General features: G+C 69.4%; 14 protein-coding genes. 7 read left to right on the forward strand and 7 right to left on the reverse strand.

What is annotated here, in order from left to right; translation table 11 throughout:
- A partial coding sequence (locus ABD323_RS12580) for an IPT/TIG domain-containing protein (RefSeq protein ID WP_344441483.1) occupies nt 1-580 on the reverse strand: 580 nt, incomplete at its 3' end.
- Between the two features lie 311 nt (nt 581-891).
- On the reverse strand, nt 892-1638 hold the full coding sequence (locus tag ABD323_RS12585) for an IPT/TIG domain-containing protein (protein ID WP_344441484.1): 747 nt from the start codon (nt 1636-1638) through the stop codon (nt 892-894).
- 2289 nt (nt 1639-3927) lie between these two features.
- Between ABD323_RS12585 and ABD323_RS12590 the strand changes: the two genes are divergently transcribed.
- The 5 genes from ABD323_RS12590 to ABD323_RS12610 all read left to right on the forward strand — a co-directional run bounded on the left by ABD323_RS12590 (nt 3928) and on the right by ABD323_RS12610 (nt 10938).
- Complete coding sequence (locus ABD323_RS12590) at nt 3928-4911, forward strand: ice-binding family protein (RefSeq protein WP_344441485.1); 984 nt, start codon at nt 3928-3930, stop codon at nt 4909-4911.
- A gap of 220 nt (nt 4912-5131) precedes the next feature.
- A complete protein-coding gene (locus tag ABD323_RS12595; RefSeq protein ID WP_344441487.1) occupies nt 5132-5590 on the forward strand; it encodes a class F sortase in 459 nt (152 codons plus the stop codon).
- 1140 nt (nt 5591-6730) lie between these two features.
- Nucleotides 6731-7330: a WD40 repeat domain-containing protein gene (locus ABD323_RS12600; RefSeq protein ID WP_344441548.1), complete on the forward strand. Its 600-nt coding sequence runs from the start codon at nt 6731-6733 to the stop codon at nt 7328-7330.
- Nucleotides 7309-10065 (forward strand): P-loop NTPase fold protein, encoded by a 2757-nt coding sequence (locus tag ABD323_RS12605; RefSeq protein ID WP_344441488.1) that lies wholly within the window; start codon nt 7309-7311, stop codon nt 10063-10065. The genes ABD323_RS12600 and ABD323_RS12605 overlap by 22 nt, the downstream gene beginning before the upstream one ends.
- A gap of 64 nt (nt 10066-10129) precedes the next feature.
- Nucleotides 10130-10938 (forward strand): IS5 family transposase gene (locus ABD323_RS12610; protein ID WP_425555970.1). Its coding sequence is split into 2 segments (ribosomal slippage): nt 10130-10456 and nt 10459-10938, totalling 807 coding nucleotides; the frame shifts between segments, so codons are not numbered across the junction.
- Nucleotides 10939-10947: 9 nt separating this feature from the next.
- Here the strand turns inward: ABD323_RS12610 and ABD323_RS12615 are convergent.
- The gene (locus tag ABD323_RS12615) at nt 10948-11373 is read right to left on the reverse strand and encodes a CehA/McbA family metallohydrolase domain-containing protein (protein ID WP_344441490.1); all 426 of its coding nucleotides are present in this window, start codon (nt 11371-11373) and stop codon (nt 10948-10950) included.
- On the opposite strand from ABD323_RS12615, the gene ABD323_RS45990 reads away from it, so the two are divergent.
- On the forward strand, nt 11357-12058 hold the full coding sequence (locus tag ABD323_RS45990) for a polysaccharide deacetylase family protein (RefSeq protein ID WP_425555971.1): 702 nt from the start codon (nt 11357-11359) through the stop codon (nt 12056-12058). The genes ABD323_RS12615 and ABD323_RS45990 overlap by 17 nt on opposite strands.
- Here ABD323_RS45990 and ABD323_RS12620 read toward each other — a convergent pair.
- The 3 genes from ABD323_RS12620 to ABD323_RS12630 form a co-directional block, all read right to left on the reverse strand.
- Entirely contained in the window at nt 12048-13061 is a 1014-nt protein-coding gene (locus ABD323_RS12620) for a ParB/RepB/Spo0J family partition protein (RefSeq protein ID WP_344441491.1), read from the reverse strand. The genes ABD323_RS45990 and ABD323_RS12620 overlap by 11 nt on opposite strands.
- Complete coding sequence (locus tag ABD323_RS12625; RefSeq protein ID WP_344441492.1) at nt 13058-14212, reverse strand: ParA family protein; 1155 nt, start codon at nt 14210-14212, stop codon at nt 13058-13060. Before ABD323_RS12625 ends, ABD323_RS12620 begins: the two co-directional genes overlap by 4 nt.
- Nucleotides 14213-14555: 343 nt before the next feature.
- A complete protein-coding gene (locus ABD323_RS12630) occupies nt 14556-14960 on the reverse strand; it encodes a hypothetical protein (protein WP_344441494.1) in 405 nt (134 codons plus the stop codon).
- A gap of 129 nt (nt 14961-15089) precedes the next feature.
- On the opposite strand from ABD323_RS12630, the gene ABD323_RS12635 reads away from it, so the two are divergent.
- Entirely contained in the window at nt 15090-16238 is a 1149-nt protein-coding gene (locus ABD323_RS12635; protein ID WP_344441496.1) for an SMI1/KNR4 family protein, read from the forward strand.
- A 140-nt stretch (nt 16239-16378) separates the two neighbouring features.
- Here the strand turns inward: ABD323_RS12635 and ABD323_RS12640 are convergent, their stop codons facing one another.
- Nucleotides 16379-16756: a hypothetical protein gene (locus ABD323_RS12640; RefSeq protein ID WP_344441498.1), complete on the reverse strand. Its 378-nt coding sequence runs from the start codon at nt 16754-16756 to the stop codon at nt 16379-16381.
- Nucleotides 16757-16807: the final 51 nt, after the last annotated feature.

A 16807-nucleotide genomic window follows, 5' to 3' on the forward strand; every position in this document is an offset into this window, starting at 1 on the left:
GCACCGACGTGACGCCGGTGAACCCGCTGCCGGTCAACGTCACCGTCGCCCCGGCCGGCCCCGACGCCGGACTGACCGAACTGATCGCCGGAGCGGTGGGCACGTAGGTGAAGGCGATGCCGTTGCTGGTCCCGGACGGGGAGGTCACCGTGATCTGCACCGTCCCGGATCCCGCCGGCGCCGTCGTCAGCACCTGGGTGTCCGACACCACCGTGAAGGTCGCGGCCACCGCGCCGAAGTGCACCGACGTGACGCCGGTGAACCCGCTGCCGGTCAACGTCACCGTCGCCCCGGCAGGCCCCGACGCCGGCGTACTCACCGTGATCACCGGAGCGGCCGGCGCATACGTGAAGGCGATGCCGTTGCTGGTCCCGGACGGCGAGGTCACCGTGACCTGCACCGTCCCCGAGCCCGCCGGCGCCGTCGCCGAGATCACGGTCGCGGACACCACCGTGAACGACGCGGCCACCACACCGAAGCGCACCGACGTGACGCCGGTGAACCCGCTGCCCGTCAGCAATACCGTCGTGCCTGCTGGTCCGGACGCTGGAGTGGCCGTAGTGATGATCGGAGCAGTCATGGTGATCCTTTGCCTGTGCGCGGCCCGCTGGACCGGTCGAGGTGGAGGGCGAGCTGTGGCCGTCACCGTCAGCGCGGGCCGAGCAGGCGCCAGGGACGACTCCCCGCGCAACGGGGAATGAGCCCCGGCCGGATGGGGGATATCGGCCGGGGCTCGTCAGGGGGGGGTGGTGCCGTCCGAACAGGGATGGTGCGGGACCCGTTCGGACGGGGTTGGAGGGGCGCGGCCACGGGCGCGGCCGCTGAGTACCGCCGTCAGGTGCCGCCGTCAGCCATCCCTGTCAGGCGGAACCCGGACCGCGGATCCGTGGATCAGATGCCGGGGCCGGCGACGTAGGTGAAGGCGCCCACCGCCGTGGAGCTGCCGCCCGTGGTGGTGACGGTCACGTCCTGGGCACCGGCCGTCCCGGGCGGGGTGACCACCGAGAGGCTGGTGTCGGACAGGACCGAGAACGGGGCCACCGCTCCCCCGATGGTGACCGACTGGGTCGTCGTCAGGTTGGTCCCGGGGACGGTCACCGCGGTGCCACCGGAGGTCGGACCGGAGTTGGGGCTCGGGGTGCCGAGCGTGGGCGTGTCGACGTACGTGTAGCTCAGGCCGTTGTTGGTGCCACCGGCGGTGGTGACGCTCACCCCGACCGTGCCGGCCGCGGTGCCGGCCGGCACGACGACGCTGAGCTGGCCGTCGCTCAGCACCGTGGGCGTCGCGGAGTTGGCGCCGAAGGTCACCGCCGTGGCGGAGGACAGACCGACACCGTTGAGCGTGATGGTGTTCCCACCCGCCGTGGGGCCGGAGGTGTCACTGATCGAGGCCTTGAACGGCGCACCGACGTAGAAGAAGGAGAGCGGGTTGCTGGTCCCGCCCGGGGTGGTCACGGTGACCCCCACGGTGCCGGCGCCCGAGGGGGAGACCGCGGTGACCTGTGTGGGCGAGACGTTGGTGAAGGAGGTGGCCGCCTTCGAGCCGAAGTGCACGGCACTGGTGCCGGCGAGGTTCGTCCCGGTGATGGTCACCAGGGTGCCGCCGCCGGTGGATCCCTGGTTGGGGCTGATGGGCATGATGTTCCTCCTACTGACCTCGGTGAGAGTTCGACGCCGTCCCCAGGTCCGGCACCGGACCGCGGGATGGCGGGTACGTCCTCGCCGCACGAGGCGGCGCCTGCATCCGGCCGGTGGCCTCAACCACGTGCGGCCGGATCGTCATGGTCCAGGCGTTCGTTCGTCATCCCCGCCGGGTGGGGCCGGCGTCGACGCCGGCGACTGCGGCGGGAGCACGGCAGGTGCGGTGGTCATCAGGCAAAAATGGCCGTTGATGAAGGGCCGGGCGAGTGGCTGGGCGGCGGCGGACAGCTCGAGCCGCCGTTGCCGTGCCGAGGTCGTCCGGCTCGGCCGGTGGTGCTGTGGCTGCCGCGGCGGCGGACTGGGCCACCTCGAGAACCATGGAAACCCGAACCAGGCGGTCGGCGAGATCACGACGGTCAGCAGCACGGCCCGCAGAACACTGATCGCTCGCATGACGCCTCCCGGGCGTATGTGAGCCGCCGCACCAGCCGATGCCCAGAGGGCACCGGCTGGTGGATCCAAGTCCTCTTCGGAGGCGCCCATCGCAGGCCATCGCGTGACACCACCTCTCTCCCTGCGAGGAGAGGCAGCGAAACGCTGGCTGCCACGTTCCTCCGGAGAGGGATGGGCGGCCCGCCGGTTTGGATACACACAGTAACCCAGGAGGGTGAATACGGTGACAAGCCTTCCGCCATAAAGTCACCCGTACGGAGTAGTACTCTCCGGCGCCCGCCCCGTGCCACCACAGCTACGGCCGGAGCTGCGCGTCCTGGCTTTTCAGAGTCCGCGCGTCGCCGGGCGCTGGTGGAACGGTTTGCTTCTCGCGGTTCGGAGCCGCGTGGTCGCGGCGGTGTTGTCCGCGGACAACACCGCCGCGACCACGCGAAGGCCATCCACACCCCCGCCTACCTGCGTCCATCCCGCCGGCTCAGCGCGGCGGACGATGTCGCCGCCGGCCCGGAGCAGACCGTGCGGGCCCGAGCCGGCGGCAGCTGGGGTGACGGCCGCGTGGTCCTCCAGGCCGCATCCCGCTGGCTTCACGAACTCCCGTCCGCTGGCGGACGGGAGCAGCCGCCGACAGTGGTCAGCACACGTGAGTCGCTCACTGTGCGTAGGGCCGCTGGCGTGCAGGAAACGGCGCAGGGATGTCGTCCCAGGACAACACGAGGTGCTCGCCCGGACGCTGGCGGACCGCAGGCGCCGGGGCAGGGCGGCCGGCTGTGTACGGGCCGACCGCCCCGGAGACGGCACGCCGTGCGGACCCGAGCCGTTGGGAGGCGAACCGGTTCGGGCGGTGTCGAGCAGGCGGTACCGCGGGGCGCTCCCGGCGAGCGCTCGCCGGGACTAACGACGACCTCGCCGGAAGGGCACGGTCATGAGCTTGGCCGAAGTCCGGGCCGGCGCGACTGTCGAGGTTCGAGCACCGAAGCTCGACTGACAGCCATTCAGCTCGGCCAGGCCGCCCGCCAGCTTCTCCGCGGTTCTCCGGGGCAAGGCATCCCCTCACCGGAGGCCCGCACCCCGAGGAACGACCCTCGTGATCCTGATCAACGGACTGACGACCCGACGCCCGCTCCTCAGAACGGGGCCCGCGGTCGGCCCACAGGCTGGCTCTTCCTCGACTGCCGGTCCGCGGCAGCCAGCCCGCTCGCAGCGTCGAGTCGTCCCAAGGACGGGGCTCAAGAGGAAGCCGCATACCTATATGTACACAATCTTCCACAGCCCTGAGATGCCTGAAGAAGGACCGGGAGTGAAGTACTCCACCGTCGATTTCGACCCTTCCCCAGCCTTTCCGCGCATTGCCACCAGCATCGTCCTCGACCTGCGATGGCACCTGCCGCGACTGCCACAAGTGACTGGTACTAATGGCCTGTTGGCGCCCAATGTCCCCACACTCTTGCAATTTCAACGAAATGGGGAACTTTCGAAGCATGGCCACGAAACGAGAAAATAGGGCGAGCGTGGCTGCCGGAAAGGGCGGTAAGCCTGTGGTGCTATGAGCACATATAAGAGCCTCACCGGCCCGCCATTGACGCGAGGCGGCCACGGTCGCGACCCGACCGCCTCGGAGGCTCGACGCGTGCGTGGGCCTGGTGCTGCCGGCTCGTGCGTGTCATCGGTGCTCGACGCTTCCCGTCTCGGAGCCGTCGGGCTGATCCATGATCAGAAAGGTCTTCTCCTGTGCCAGTTGATGCCTCTATTCCGCCTGTTCTGCTGCCCGAACGGCGCAGCCGTGCCCGCTTCCAAAGCTGGCTCGCCCTGATTCCCGGGATCGCGCTCCTGACCGTGACGGTGGCCCTGCTGCCGAGGCCCGCCTATGCGGCGACGCTGCCGGTCCCGCTGGGGACGGACAGCAGTTACGCGGTCCTGGGTGGGTCGACGGTCGCCAACACCGGCCGGAGCGTTCTCCACGGTGACCTGGGGCTGAGCCCCGGCACGTCGGTGACGGGCTTTCCGCCCGGCGTCGTCCACGGGGCACAACACGTGGGTGATGCCGCCGCTCTGCAAGCGCAGTCGGACCTGGGAGCCGCCTACAACGACGCGGCGGGGCGAGCTGCGACGTCCAGTGTCGCGGGGGACCTCGTCGGATTGACGCTGACGCCGGGCGTGTACAGGTCCGCCGGTTCGCTGGGTTTCACCGGGACCCTGACGCTGGACGCACAGGGTGACCCCAACGCGGTCTTCGTCTTCCAGGTCGCCTCGACCCTGACCACCGGGCCGGCCAGCAACCTGGCCCTCATCGGTGGTGCGCAGAGCGACAACGTCTTCTGGCAGGTGGGCGACTCGGCCACGCTCGGGAGCCATTCCTCGTTCAAGGGCAACATCCTGGCACTCACCTCCATCGCGGCGCAGAGCGGCACGGTGATCGAGGGCCGGGCCCTGGCACGCAACGGCAGTGTCACGCTCGACACCACCACGGTCTCCAGGGACGGCACTGGGGCGACACCGACCCCCACGCCGACCCCCACGCGGACACCGACGCCAAGGCCGACTCCTACCTGGACGCCGACACCGCGGCCGACTCACACGCCGCAGCCGACTCCCACCGCCACCCCGACCCACGGCTGGCCGGGTGGAGGCGATGACCCCGGTGGCCCCGGCCATCTCGGCGGCGGGCCGGTGGGCGCGATCGGCGCCGGCGGCGGCGGCAGCGTGCACGACGTCGACCCGACCGAGATCATCGGTGGCTCGGCCCTGCTGGCAGCGGTGGGGACAGGCTTCGGCATCCGCTTCCTGCGCCGGCGCGCCGCCCGCGATGCGGCGTCCTGACGCACGACCCCGGCCCCGCCGCGGCCGTGGAGCCGGCTGGCTGGTGTCAGGCGTCACGGCCGCGGCGGTGGCAGGCGGCCTGTGGCTGCTTCACGACGGCATGCAGATCACCGGTCCGCCCCAGCCGCTCCCGCAGGCCGCTGCCGGTCAGTCCCCCAGCGGGAGTGAGGAGCCTTCGGTCAGCCCCTTGGCCCGATCGCCCCAACCAGAAGCGGCACCGATGCCGCCCTCGGAGCCGACCCGGATCAGGATCCCCTCGATCCGGGTCGACGCTCCGATCACCGCCCTCGGCCTGGACCCTGACCACCACCTCAGCACGCCACCGGTGGCCGTGAAGAACCTGGTCGGCTGGTACCGGGACGGCGCCAGCCCCGGTGCGCCCGGCAACGCCATCGCAATCGGGCACGTCGACACCATGACCGGCCCGGCGGTCTTCTACCTCCTTGGGGTCCTGCACCCGGGAGACCTGATCGAGGTGATCCGCCGTGACCGTCGGACCGCGGTCTTCACCATCGACGCCGTGCGGATCTACCTGAAGAGCGCGTTCCCCGACGCCGCCGTCTACAGCCCCACCGCACGACCGGAGTTGCACCTCATCACTTGCGGCGGCAGCTACGACAAGCGAACCGGCTACCAGTCCAACACCGTTGTCTCCGCCCACCTCACGGCCAGCCGATAGCAGTACGCCTCGGCGGGCGAGGCCATCACCGTGCGGATCCCCGGCATCAGCGCCCCGACCAGTATGCGTACGACTTCACCGGAAGCGTCGCCAACCCACCGATCCAAACAAGCTGATCACCGAGAACCAGTACAACCAGGCCGAGCGCCTGGACCTGCATCACCGGGCCCGCACGGCACCCAGCTCAGCGTCACCACGCCAGCCACGACGTACCCGGGATTGTCTTCATCCCGTCGCTACTGGGCGCGAGCACCGAGGCCTCGGTCGACGTCTACGGCAGCCCTGGACCGGCTCACCACCGGGGTCCCGCAGGACTGCGCCCCCGAGGATGGCTACAGCTGGGGCGCCAACAGAAACGGCACCTCCGAACAGACGGTGCTGGCAGGCGGCGGCATGCCCACCCACGTCGGCGGCTGAATCTACATCGTGATGACTTCCACACGGCCTTCTTCGCGTGTGGCCCAGGCCGGGGGTGTGGAAACGGCGTTTCCACACCCCCGGCAGGTACCCGGGATCCTTCGGCGGCTGACGGCCGACCTCCCCCATGCGGTGGCAGCACATCACAACGGGCAGCTCAGACTGCCCTTATATCGCCAGGAAGGCCATTCCTGGGAGGAGAAAATCTCTACACGGGCGCCTGACGACCTCTCAGCACTTTGATCATCTCGGCATACCAGCAGGCAGCCCGCAGGCCGCTAGAGGGCCCATTCTGGCGGTCGCCTTTCGCAACAAATACCCCTTTTGCCGGATCTGGACCCCAGGAGCCGGGCGCACCTCGGGTAGCTCCACCATCCGGCTGGCCAACAAGTCCAGGAGCGCCAGCACCGAAGCGTGTTGTCCGTGGACAACACGACGCCAGCCGTCCTTCTCCAGACTGCGCATGTCTCGTGAGACATCTCTGAGCGATGATCTCGCTGCGAAATCAAACAGCAGATATCCCCACACCGCGGTTACCGGCCCGATAGCCGCAGGCCTTCGGGCTGGTGGTGCAGCCCCGGGTGGCCAATCAGGTCAAGGCTGGTTGGAATCTCCTCCGTCCGGCCAGCTCGCTGGACCAGACTTGCTCACGGGCTGTCCTCAGTCCCCGGTGTGCCACACGGTCATTGGGCGGCCGGGCCCCATGATCGAGTGGTGACGAATATGCACTCACCAAGGCAAACTCGACGTGATCCTCCTCTCCTGGGAGTCCCGCTCGGCGAAACTCTCGCCAGCCACACCGGCTGGGTGTTGTCGGTGGCGTGGGCGCGGGACGGGGACCGGCTGCTGCTGGCCACCGGCAGCAGCGACTCCGTGGTGCGGCTGTGGGAGCTGACCGGCCCGGACATGCTCACCCCAGCCGACGAAACCCTCGCGGGCGGCGACGGGCATGTGTTGTCGGTGGCGTGGGCGCGGGACGGGGACCGGCTGCTGCTTGCCACCGCCAGCGAAGAATCGGTGGTGCGGCTGTGGGAGCTGACCGGCCCGGACACGCTGACCCCGCTCGGCGAACCCCTCACCAGCCACACCGGGCGGGTGTTGTCGGTGGCGTGGGCGCGGGACGGGGACCGGCTGCTGCTGGCCACCGCCAGCAGCGACTCCGTGGTGCGGCTGTGGGAGCTGACCGGCCCGGACACGCTGACCCCGCTCGGCGAACCCCTCACCAGCCACACCCGGTGGGTTCGGTGGCGTGGGCGCGGGACAGGGACCGGCTGCTGCTTGCCACCGCCAGCAGCGACTCCGTGGTGCGGCTGTGGGAGCTGACCGGCCCGGACACGCTGACCCCACTCGGCGAACCCCTCGCCAGCCACATCGAGGTGGTGGGGTCGGTGGCGTGGGCGCGGGACAGGGACCGGCTGCTGCTTGCCACCGCCAGCGACGATTGGACGGTGCGGCTGTGGGTGCTGACCGGCCCGGACACGCTGACCCCGCTCGGCGAACCCCTCACCAGCCACACTCGCCCGGTGGGTTCGGTGGCGTGGGCGCGGGACGGGGACCGGCTGCTGCTGGCCACCGGCGGCTGGGACGGGACGGTGCGGCTGTGGGAGCTGACCGGCCCGGACACGCTGACCCCGCTCGGCGAACCCCTCACCAGCCACACCGGGCGGGTGTTGTCGGTGGCGTGGGCGCGGGATGGGGACCGGCTGCTGCTGGCCACCGGCAGCGACGACCGAACAGTCCGATTGTGGGAGGTGGTGGAGGATCGAGCGGTGTCGCGGCTCCCGCGATACCGTTCCGATGCGCCGGAAATGGTGGACGAGCTGGCCCCGGGCAGCGAGGCCCGGTCGTTGGGAGTGGTGGACGAGCTGGACCGGAGCCAGGACGCCCGGGCGCTGGCTGAGCTGATCACCGCCCGCTCCGCGCGCCCGCCGTTGGCCGTGGGCCTGTTCGGCGACTGGGGCACGGGCAAGAGCCACTTCCTGGAGCTGCTTCGGCGCGAGGTAGCCACGGTCGCTCGCCCCGGCAACGAACTGGCGCGCCAAGCGGTGCGCCAGGTGCGGTTTAACGCCTGGCACTATGCCGAGACCAGCCTGTGGACCAGCCTGGTCGCCGAACTGTTCGCCCAACTCGCCGCCCCAACACCAGAAATGGATGCGGCTGGCGCGCAGCGCAGCATGTCGCGGCTTACTGCCGACCTGGTCGACCGTCGACGGCTGCCGGAGCGGCTCGCGGCCGCCCGGGCGCGCCATGAACGCCTGCAGGACGCCTTGCGTCGGCGGGATCTGCGGCGGGTGCTGTCCGAAGATCAGCGACGAGAGCTCGATAGGTTGATGGGCGAGGATGCCGCACCCGCCGCGCTGTACGGGCGGGTGGCCGGGGATATCGCGGTGCTACGGGAAAGCCTGCTCACCGTGCGGGCGATCGTCAAGGGAAGCGGGCGCCAGCTTCTGCTCTTCCTCGTCGGGTGCACTCTGGTCCTCGGGGCCGGTGTTGCGGTGGTGTGGGTGTGGTCGTGGCTGCCGCGCTGGGTGGCGGCCGTGCCGGTCCTGGTGCCCGTGCTGGCGGCGGCGCAGTGGGATTGGGCCAAGGTGCGCGAGACCAAAGCGAAGCTGGACGAGGCGTGGAAGCGCGCGCATGCGTTCGTGGAGCGGCAACGGACACGGATTCAGATCGCGGCCGAGGTCGCGTCGGCCGAGGTCGCGGAGCTGGAACGGGAGATGCAGAACCTGACCGCGGCTGGGCAGCTGGCAGGCATGGTCAACGAGCGGGCCGCGGCGGCAGACTACCGCAGTCAGCTGGGCGTGATGACGCAGATCCGTGAGGACTTCCAGCGCATGGCCGCCCTCCTTGCCCAGGCCTCCATGCCCACCGAGTCGGACGCCCCGCCACCCGAGCGCGGCCCTGCTCCCGGCGCCGCACGAACCGAGGACGTGGCAGGAGACAACCTTCCCCGAATCGACCGCATCGTCCTCTACATCGACGACCTCGACCGCTGCCCACCGGACCGGGTCGTGGAAATGCTGGAGGCGATCCACCTGCTGCTCGCCGTCGACCTCTTCGTCGTCGTGGTCGCGATCGACCCGCGCTGGCTGCTGGGGTCGATCGCCGCGCACTACCGTGACGTCCTCGACAGGCCAGGCAAGGCCACCGACGCGTTCGACCCGAATGACGAGGACGCGTGGCTGTCCTCGCCCTCCCAGTACCTGGAGAAGATCTTCCAGGTGGTACTCACCCTCCCTGCCCTGGACGCTGGCGGATACCAGCGCATGCTGCACTCCCTGATCAGCGCACGCCCCGACCAGAAAGCACCCGAGCAACCTGCCCCCGCAGCGTCCGAGAACCGCCCACTGTCCCCGACCCCGACCAGTGATCGGCCGACACGGCCAGCCGACGACGAGTACGAGGAGTTTTACGGGCCGCGCGTCAAAGCCGTCCGCGCCGTCGAGCGGGTCGACCTACTCACCCTGGATCCCGACGAACTCGCTCTCCTCGACCTTCTTGGCCCGCCGCTGATGGTCACCACGCCGCGCGCCGTCAAACGCCTGGCCAACAGCTACGGCCTGCTCACCGCGCTACGCCGGGACAAGCGCGAGGCCGACCGCACCGAGCACGACAACCCCGGCGCAAGCACCGTCATCGACGCAACCTCGGTAGAAGAACCCACCACCCGCCCCTACCGGGCCGGCATGGTGCTCCTGGCCGCGCTTGTCGCCTTTCCTGCCCTCGGGCCAGCCCTGTGCCTGCACCTGCACCGGCAGGCCAGCGAAACCCCCGACCAGACGTGGACCGAGTTCTGCACCTCACTTACGCCGCAGCCCCTGGACAGGCATTGGTCCAATGCCGCGCACCCGCACATGACGACGGCACAGGCGAAGCAGTGGGAAGCGCTCCGCCAAGCCTTGGAAAGTGTCACGCGCGCGGCCGCCACCCACACCCCGCCCCTGTACCTGCCTGCCCGGCTTGGACCTTGGCGCGAATGGGTGGTCCCGGTAGCCCGCCTCTCCTTCCCCGCAGGGCACATCGTCGACACCATCCTGCAGGCCATCTCCCTTTACTGATCGTTTCAGAATGAGTTGAACCGCGGGTCTTGCGCCTAGCGATCTTGGTCGGCAAGGTGTCCGGGTGCGTGCTGATCTTGTTCCGGATGACTTGTGGGAGCGCGTGGCTCCGCTCCTGCCACCCGCTCCTGAGCGGCGCCACCGCCACCCCGGGCGACTGCGTGTCCCCGACCGGGCGGCCCTCACCGGGGTGATGTACGTACTGCGGACTGGCGTCGCCTGGCGTGATGTCCCGGCCGAAACGGTCGGCTGCTCCGGGGTGACGGCCTGGCGCCGCCTGCGGGACTGGACCGAGGCCGGCGTCTGGCCACGCCTGCACGCAGCCCTGCTGACCGAGCTGCGCCGCGCCGACCTGCTGGATCTTGAACACTGCGCTGTTGACGGCTCGCATGTCCGGGCCCTCAAAGGGGGGATCACGTCGGCCCCTCGCCAGTCGACCGCGCCCGTCCCGGCTCCAAGCACCACCTCATAGTCGACCGGCACGGAACCCCACTCGCTGTCACGCTCACCGGCGGCAACCGCCACGACGTCACCCAGCTGCTGCCGCTGCTCGACGCGGTCCCGCCGATCCGGGGGCTACGAGGACGGCCTCGCCGCAAGCCGCGGCACCTGTATGCCGACCGGGGCTACGACTTCGACAAATACCGCCGCCTGCTGTGGAAGCGCGGCATCAAGCCGATGATCGCCCGACGCGGCGTCGCCCACGGCTCGGGGCTCGACAGAGTCCGTTGGGTGGTGGAACGGGCCTTCGCCTGGCTGCACCAGTTCAAACGACTCCGGATCCGCTACGAAAGGCGCGCCGACCTCCATCAGGGCCTGCTCGAACTGGCATGCAGCCTCATCTGCCTCCGCCGCCTGCGGACCTCACGATGAGACGAGCGGTCAGTTGAGGATGATCGGATTGGTGAGTGCGGCGACGTGCCCGTTGGGATGGCGGACCTCGATGCGGACGAACGCCGAGGACTCTGCTGTCGTGTCCCACTGCACCGCTCCCGCCCCGTCACCGGGGAGAGGGGCCCGGTGGACCTTTCCTCGATCGGTGTGGAAACTGACGGTCCCCGCCGGCACACCTCGTACTGCCGCGTGGACTTCCACCTGCCCACCATGAGTCGCGAGCCGCTCTCCCACCCCGGCAACGCGACCCTCGGCATGGGCGGCGAACGACACGTCCACATCCGCCGATTCAGCGATCCAGCTGCGGCCGGCGCGGATCCCGGCCAGGACTGCCTCTGTGCTCAGTTCCTCGGCGAAGACCACGGTGTGAGGGATCCCGATCTGCCCTTCCAAGTGGGTGTCGCTGTTGCCCATCGCCGGTCGCCACGAGCCCGAGCGAAGGTCCGCCGCGAGGCTCCGCCCCCATTCGGCCAGGGCCGCCTCGTTGTCGGCATTCCAGGGCCGGCCCGAACATGGGCTCCACTGCCTCGGCGACCTATCCCCCGCCGACGTCCGCGACCAGGACCAGCGCACCCAGGACGCCGTCACCGAGATCAGCGGGATGGCGCCGGTGCTGTTCCGTGCCCCCTACGGCGACTTCACCGACACGGCCCTGGCCATCTGCGCCAACCTTGCCCTGCACCCGGTCTCCTGGTCGGTAGACCCCACAGATTGGTCCAACACCGGCACCGACACCATCGTCGCCCGAGTACTGGCCGGCGCCGCCACCGGTGCCGTCGTCCTAACCACGACGGCAGGGAAGGAGGCGACGACAACCCGACAGCGGCGGCGACCGCTCCCAGACCGTAGCCGCCCTCAGCCACTACCTGCCATGGTCGATAAACGCCCGCTACAGCTTCACCACGCCCGACGCTCAGCCATCACACATGGCCCGTCGTCGGCTACGGACTGGAGAGCCACCAGGGGAGCCGACGGAGCCCACAGAGGGCATGAAAGCGCCCCCGGCTCAGGCCGGGGGCTCTTTCATGCAGCAACCCAAGGGGGTGTGGAAACGGCGTTTCCACACCCCCCAGACACGTGCGAGGGGTTCAGGGCATAGTGAGCTCTTCAAGGAGCTCATCAATCTCCTCGGACGTGCAGACGAGTCGCAGAGTTGTCGCCCACTCGGACGGGATCGCTCCAAGCTGGAGCAGAGCAGTACGCGGGTCCGGACGGCCTCCTTCGAGCGGACGCTGCGGTGGCAGCAACGGCGCCTCGGAGGGCGTGGTGGAAACGGCGTTTCCATCTCCTGTTGCCCTTGGCCCGGTGGTCGTGTTGCCGCGGGCGGTGGAAACGGCGTTTCCACCGGGGCCCCCGCGCGGGCGCTTCACTGCGGCGCGCTCTTCGATGGCCTTCTCGACTGCGGCCTGCTGCTGCTCCTGCGGGAGGCGTCCTGCCGCGCGTGCGATCTCGACCGACAGCTCCTTGGACTCAACTGCTCCTTGGAGCTCGGGAGTCAGGTTGAGCAAGGCGAGCCGTTGGGATACCCAGACGTGGCTTTTCCCAAGTCGCTTGGCGACTTCTCGCTGTGAGCCGTGGACGGCGACGAGGCGTTCCAGGGCCTTGGCTTGGTCGAGCGGTTCAATCTCGACGTGCTGGACGGCGGCAACAAGTGCCGACTCGAGCATGTCGTCTGCGGTGTCTGCCAGGGTGTCGTCAACGTGGACGGGCAGTTTGTCGAGTCCGGCCAGGCGGGCGCCAGCCAGGCGGCGATTGCCGTCGAGAACGACGAAGTCGGCGGCTCCGATCTTGTCTTCGTGGCCGGGGTGCGCGGCCGCGAAAGCGGTGCGCGTGACCACGGTCAGGACTTGGACGATGCCGCGGGCTTCGAGGCTGTCGGCCATCTCCTTGATCTCGGTGAGGGTCTCGCGTGGGTTGAACGGATTGTGCGCGAGTTGGCCGAGGCTGACCTCGTTGCGGATGGCTGTGGGCGCTGCTGGCGGCTCGGTGGGCCTGCCATCGAGAGCGGCCAGGGCTCGTCCGCGCGCGCTCACCGGCTGCGGCGCGACAGCATCGAAGGTGCTGGAGCCGCCGAGCAGGGCGGCCTTGTTGCGACTGCTCACGCGGATAGCTCCCTGACGATCTGGCGCATGGTGTGTGCTTGCTCGCTGTCGGGGGCGTAGGCGAGCAGCGGTTGGGTGACGCGGACTGCCTCGCGCTGTTCGCGCAGATCCTTGTTCACTGCAAGGACGCGCGGGGTGCCGAGGCTCTGCCACTTCTCGAGGGAGGAGGTGGCGATGAAGCCGCGTCGGGCGTCGTACTTGTTGACGACGAGTCCGAGCAGCTCAAGGGTCAGGTCGTAGTCCTCGGTGAGGGCGGTGATCTGCCTGACGAGCATCCCGTAGGCCTTCGCGGAACTGTCCTCTGCTTCAACGGGGATCACGACGCCGGAGCGACCCTCGAGCTCATCGTCGCGCTGTCGGCCGTAGTAGAGGGCGGCGTCCATGGCCAGGCCCAGGCTGGGCGGGGAGTCGATGACGACAACGTCGTAGTCGGCTTCGGCGGCGCTGAGTGCGCGTTCGAGGACTGCGTGGCGGGGGCCACGGAACATCGCCAAGCCGGCGTCGAGGAGGAAGGCGTCGAAGGCAGCTGGCAGGACGTGGAGCCTGCCCTCGAACTGGTCGCCGGGGATGGCGACGGCCAGGTCCTGGATGGTCCCGCGAGCCTTATCGCGCTCGAGCATGTGGGTGACGAGGCTTTCCTCGCCTGCGTCGATGGCGGGGATGTTCAGCTGGTGGCTGAGGTGTCCTTGCGGGTCGTAGTCGATGAGTAGAACCCGCAGCCCGGTTTCCGCGAGCGCCTGCGCGACGCCGGCGGAGAGAGCGGTTTTGCCGACGCCTCCCTTTTGGTTGGCCATGACGATGCGTCGGACTGGCTGCTGCACGCTCTGGGGTGCGTCGGCGGCGTGCTGGTCGAGCCAGAGCCGGACCGCCTGGGCGAGCCCTTGAATGTAGGACACCTCGCGCGTGGCGCAGTCTTCCTTGAAGGTGTCGTAGAGGCCCTCGGGCAGCCAGGTGCCGAACGAGTCGGCTCCGGAGGTGTCGATCACGGGCAGGGGAATGGGGTGGGCTTGCCAGGTGATGATGCCGTCGGCGACGGCGTCCTGGACATCGACGCCCAGCTGAGCGGCGCGAACCTTGAGATCTTGACGGAGGGACGCGGGCAGCTTAGACGTTAGCTTTTCCCGCTCACCTCCCACGTACGGGGATGCCATGGCGTCAGCATACTGACGCGGAGCTGCCAGTCACGAACCACATCGGCGTGTCGGTGTATCAGGCCCCATTCAGGGAGTCCTGCTGGGTGGAAACGGCGTTTCCACCCAGCAGGACTCACGCCCAGAGTAAAAATCGGCGAAGGGGTGTCGAGCAGGGCCCGGTCCGACTCAAGACCAAAAAGGGAGGTCCTGTCCTGACTATTCGTCAGGAGCAGGACCCTCTCAACCTGCGAGCCCAGCCACGGCGTACAAGGCGCCAAGGCCGTGCAAGTGCAACAGGGCTCGGCCCCGGCCACTTGCAGCCAGGGCCGGGCCCTGTTGAGTTCGGCGCTGTGAGAATTGGTCAGGCCGTCGGAGGCATGCCCCTGGCAATGCAGCAGGCGGCTGGCCAGTTGGCGCCGCAGGTGCGGCAGTCACGGACAAGCGGGCCGGCGCCGAGGGGGCGTATCCGGGCGGGCTTGTAGTGGGCGGTGTTGGTCAGGCGGGCGCAGTCGGGGCAGCGGCTGGGGGCGGCGAGCAGTTCAAAGTCGCCCAGGCCAGGGATGTCGAGCAGCGTGACCGGCTGGGCGCCGACTTCGTTCTGTTCGGCGAACTCGAAGCTCCAGCTGCCCTCGTTGTCCTCGTCGACCGGCTGCTCGGTGAGGGTGCCGAAGGTGTAGGTGATGCGGGGGAGCTCACCGGCCATCGGCCGGTAGCGCTCGATGCGTTCGGTGCGCAGCAGGCGGTTGGCGGCGGCGGTCATTCCCACCGCCAGGGCGAACCTTGCCCTGGCACCTGCAGGGCTAAGAACCCCCAACGGAATGACTGCGGCGCCGGCTCATGAGGCGAGCGTAGGGTGGGGCGGCTCATGCTCGCGTGGCTGTGGAGGACAACGACCGTGCACCCTGACGTGGAGCGCCTCAAGGCGCTCATGCCGCCCGGGCCAGAGGACGGGGACCAGGTCGACTGGCAGGCGGTCGAGCAGGACCTGGGCTGTCGGCTGCCGGCCGACTTCCGCGACCTCATCGCCAACTACGGGGTCGGCACTATCGACGAGTGCCTGATGGTTCTCCCGCCGACCAGTGCTGAACACGATTCTGGGATCCCCTCCGTGGGCCAGATGACCCCGACCGCCGAGAAGATCGCCTGGCTCGAACACACCAAGTCCGAATATCCGCTCTGGCCGGCGCCCGGTGCCCTGCTGTGCGGCCTGCGCATGGTGGACATCAACGGAGACTTGGCGGGAGCGGTCTACTGGTGCACGACCGGGCCTGTCCCCGAGCAGTGGCCGGTGGTCGTGTGGCAGCGGTACCGCCCCTTCGTCGAGTTCGAGCTGAGTATGACCGGCCTCCTGGTGAAGTGGCTGGCCGAGTCCGCCGACATCGAGTTCGATCAGCGGATGGTCTTCGGCGCCCCGCACTCGCGGTTCATCCACTGGCGCGCCGAGCGCGCGATGCGCGAGCAGGGACTGGACCCCTGGGAGTACCTGGAGCCGCTCCACCTTGAGGCGAACGAGGAGTGGGAGGAACGGAACCTGACCGGGACGCGCCCCAGCTGGGCGTTGGCGCACGAGGCCAACATTCGGCCGTCGGCGCCCGAGAGCCTGCCGCGGCCTGAGGGCCCGCAGCTCACGGTGCTGGGCGTGAACGGACAGTCCAGCGGAGACCTCGTGGTCAAGGCGTCTGTCGCGCTGGGCAGCAGTACGGCGGCGCCCATCCAACTGACACCCCCGCTCGGGCCGCAGGGCCCCGTGCTGGAGTTCACCGGACCGGAAGGCCTGCTCGCGGTGGCCTTCGGCGCTGAGGTCACCGCACCGGAGCCGGGCACACCGCTCGTAGTCTCGGCCACGCAGCCGTTGACGTTCGAGGCCCGGGTGCCCCAGTCCGCGATCTTGACCGACGCCACATGGCCGGACGTGGTCCGCCGGCTCACCACCGACACCACGATGAAGCTGGTCGTGCAAGACCCCGCGATGGCCGACCTGCGAGCCGCCACCTCTGCGGAGGCGGACGACGTCATCGTCGGTTGGTGGCCTCCACAGGGGTGAGCCGCCGCCAGCAGATCAGCACGCACGCGAGACCCAGCAGGGTCTCGCGGATGTTCGCGAGTTTGGGGCTGGCCCGCTACCTGGGTAGTTTCGCGGCGCGCTCGGGGTAGGCGGTGGCGACGTAGCGCATGGCGGTCTGTTCAGTGATACCGAAGAGCCTCATGAGCCTGAGCGGGTCCCCTGTGGCGAAAGCCTCGTCGAGGATGCGGTCCTGACGCAGCCTGTCGAGACTCAGTCAGCATCAGCATGGTGGGCGCCGCAGCCGTCGTGAGCAGTTGCTCGGCGGCGGTGGTGAAGGCCGCGCGGGTAGGCAGGCCGATGAGCGGGTCCCGTCGGGCGTCCTCCCGGCGCCGCGCGAAGTCGTCGCGTTCCGCGAGCAGTACCCGGGTGGTGGGCAGGAGGGCGAGCAGGTCGCGGTGCAGGGCCCGGACGGCGTCGGCGTCCTCAGGGCCCGGGGCGTGCTGGTAGCGGTCGAGGGTGGCCTCGGCGCGGGCGATCAGGGCGGTGGCGGTGGTCATGGCGGTGCTGCTCCCTTCCGGGATGCGCGACGGGGTCGGCGGCCCGGGGTG

The organism is Kitasatospora nipponensis, assembly GCF_039528135.1.
Classification (GTDB): domain Bacteria; phylum Actinomycetota; class Actinomycetes; order Streptomycetales; family Streptomycetaceae; genus Kitasatospora; species Kitasatospora nipponensis.

Bases quoted from the DNA above. Each gene is read 5' to 3' on its own strand.
- ABD323_RS12615 (WP_344441490.1), bottom strand. From the start codon at position 11,373: ATGGGCAACAGCGACACCCACTTGGAAGGGCAGATCGGGATCCCTCAC.
- ABD323_RS12595 (WP_344441487.1), top strand. From the start codon at position 5,132: ATGCCGCCCTCGGAGCCGACCCGGATCAGGATCCCCTCGATCCGGGTC.
- ABD323_RS12625 (WP_344441492.1), bottom strand. From the start codon at position 14,212: ATGGCATCCCCGTACGTGGGAGGTGAGCGGGAAAAGCTAACGTCTAAG.
- ABD323_RS12640 (WP_344441498.1), bottom strand. From the start codon at position 16,756: ATGACCACCGCCACCGCCCTGATCGCCCGCGCCGAGGCCACCCTCGAC.
- ABD323_RS12600 (WP_344441548.1), top strand. From the start codon at position 6,731: ATGCACTCACCAAGGCAAACTCGACGTGATCCTCCTCTCCTGGGAGTC.
- ABD323_RS12585 (WP_344441484.1), bottom strand. From the start codon at position 1,638: ATGCCCATCAGCCCCAACCAGGGATCCACCGGCGGCGGCACCCTGGTG.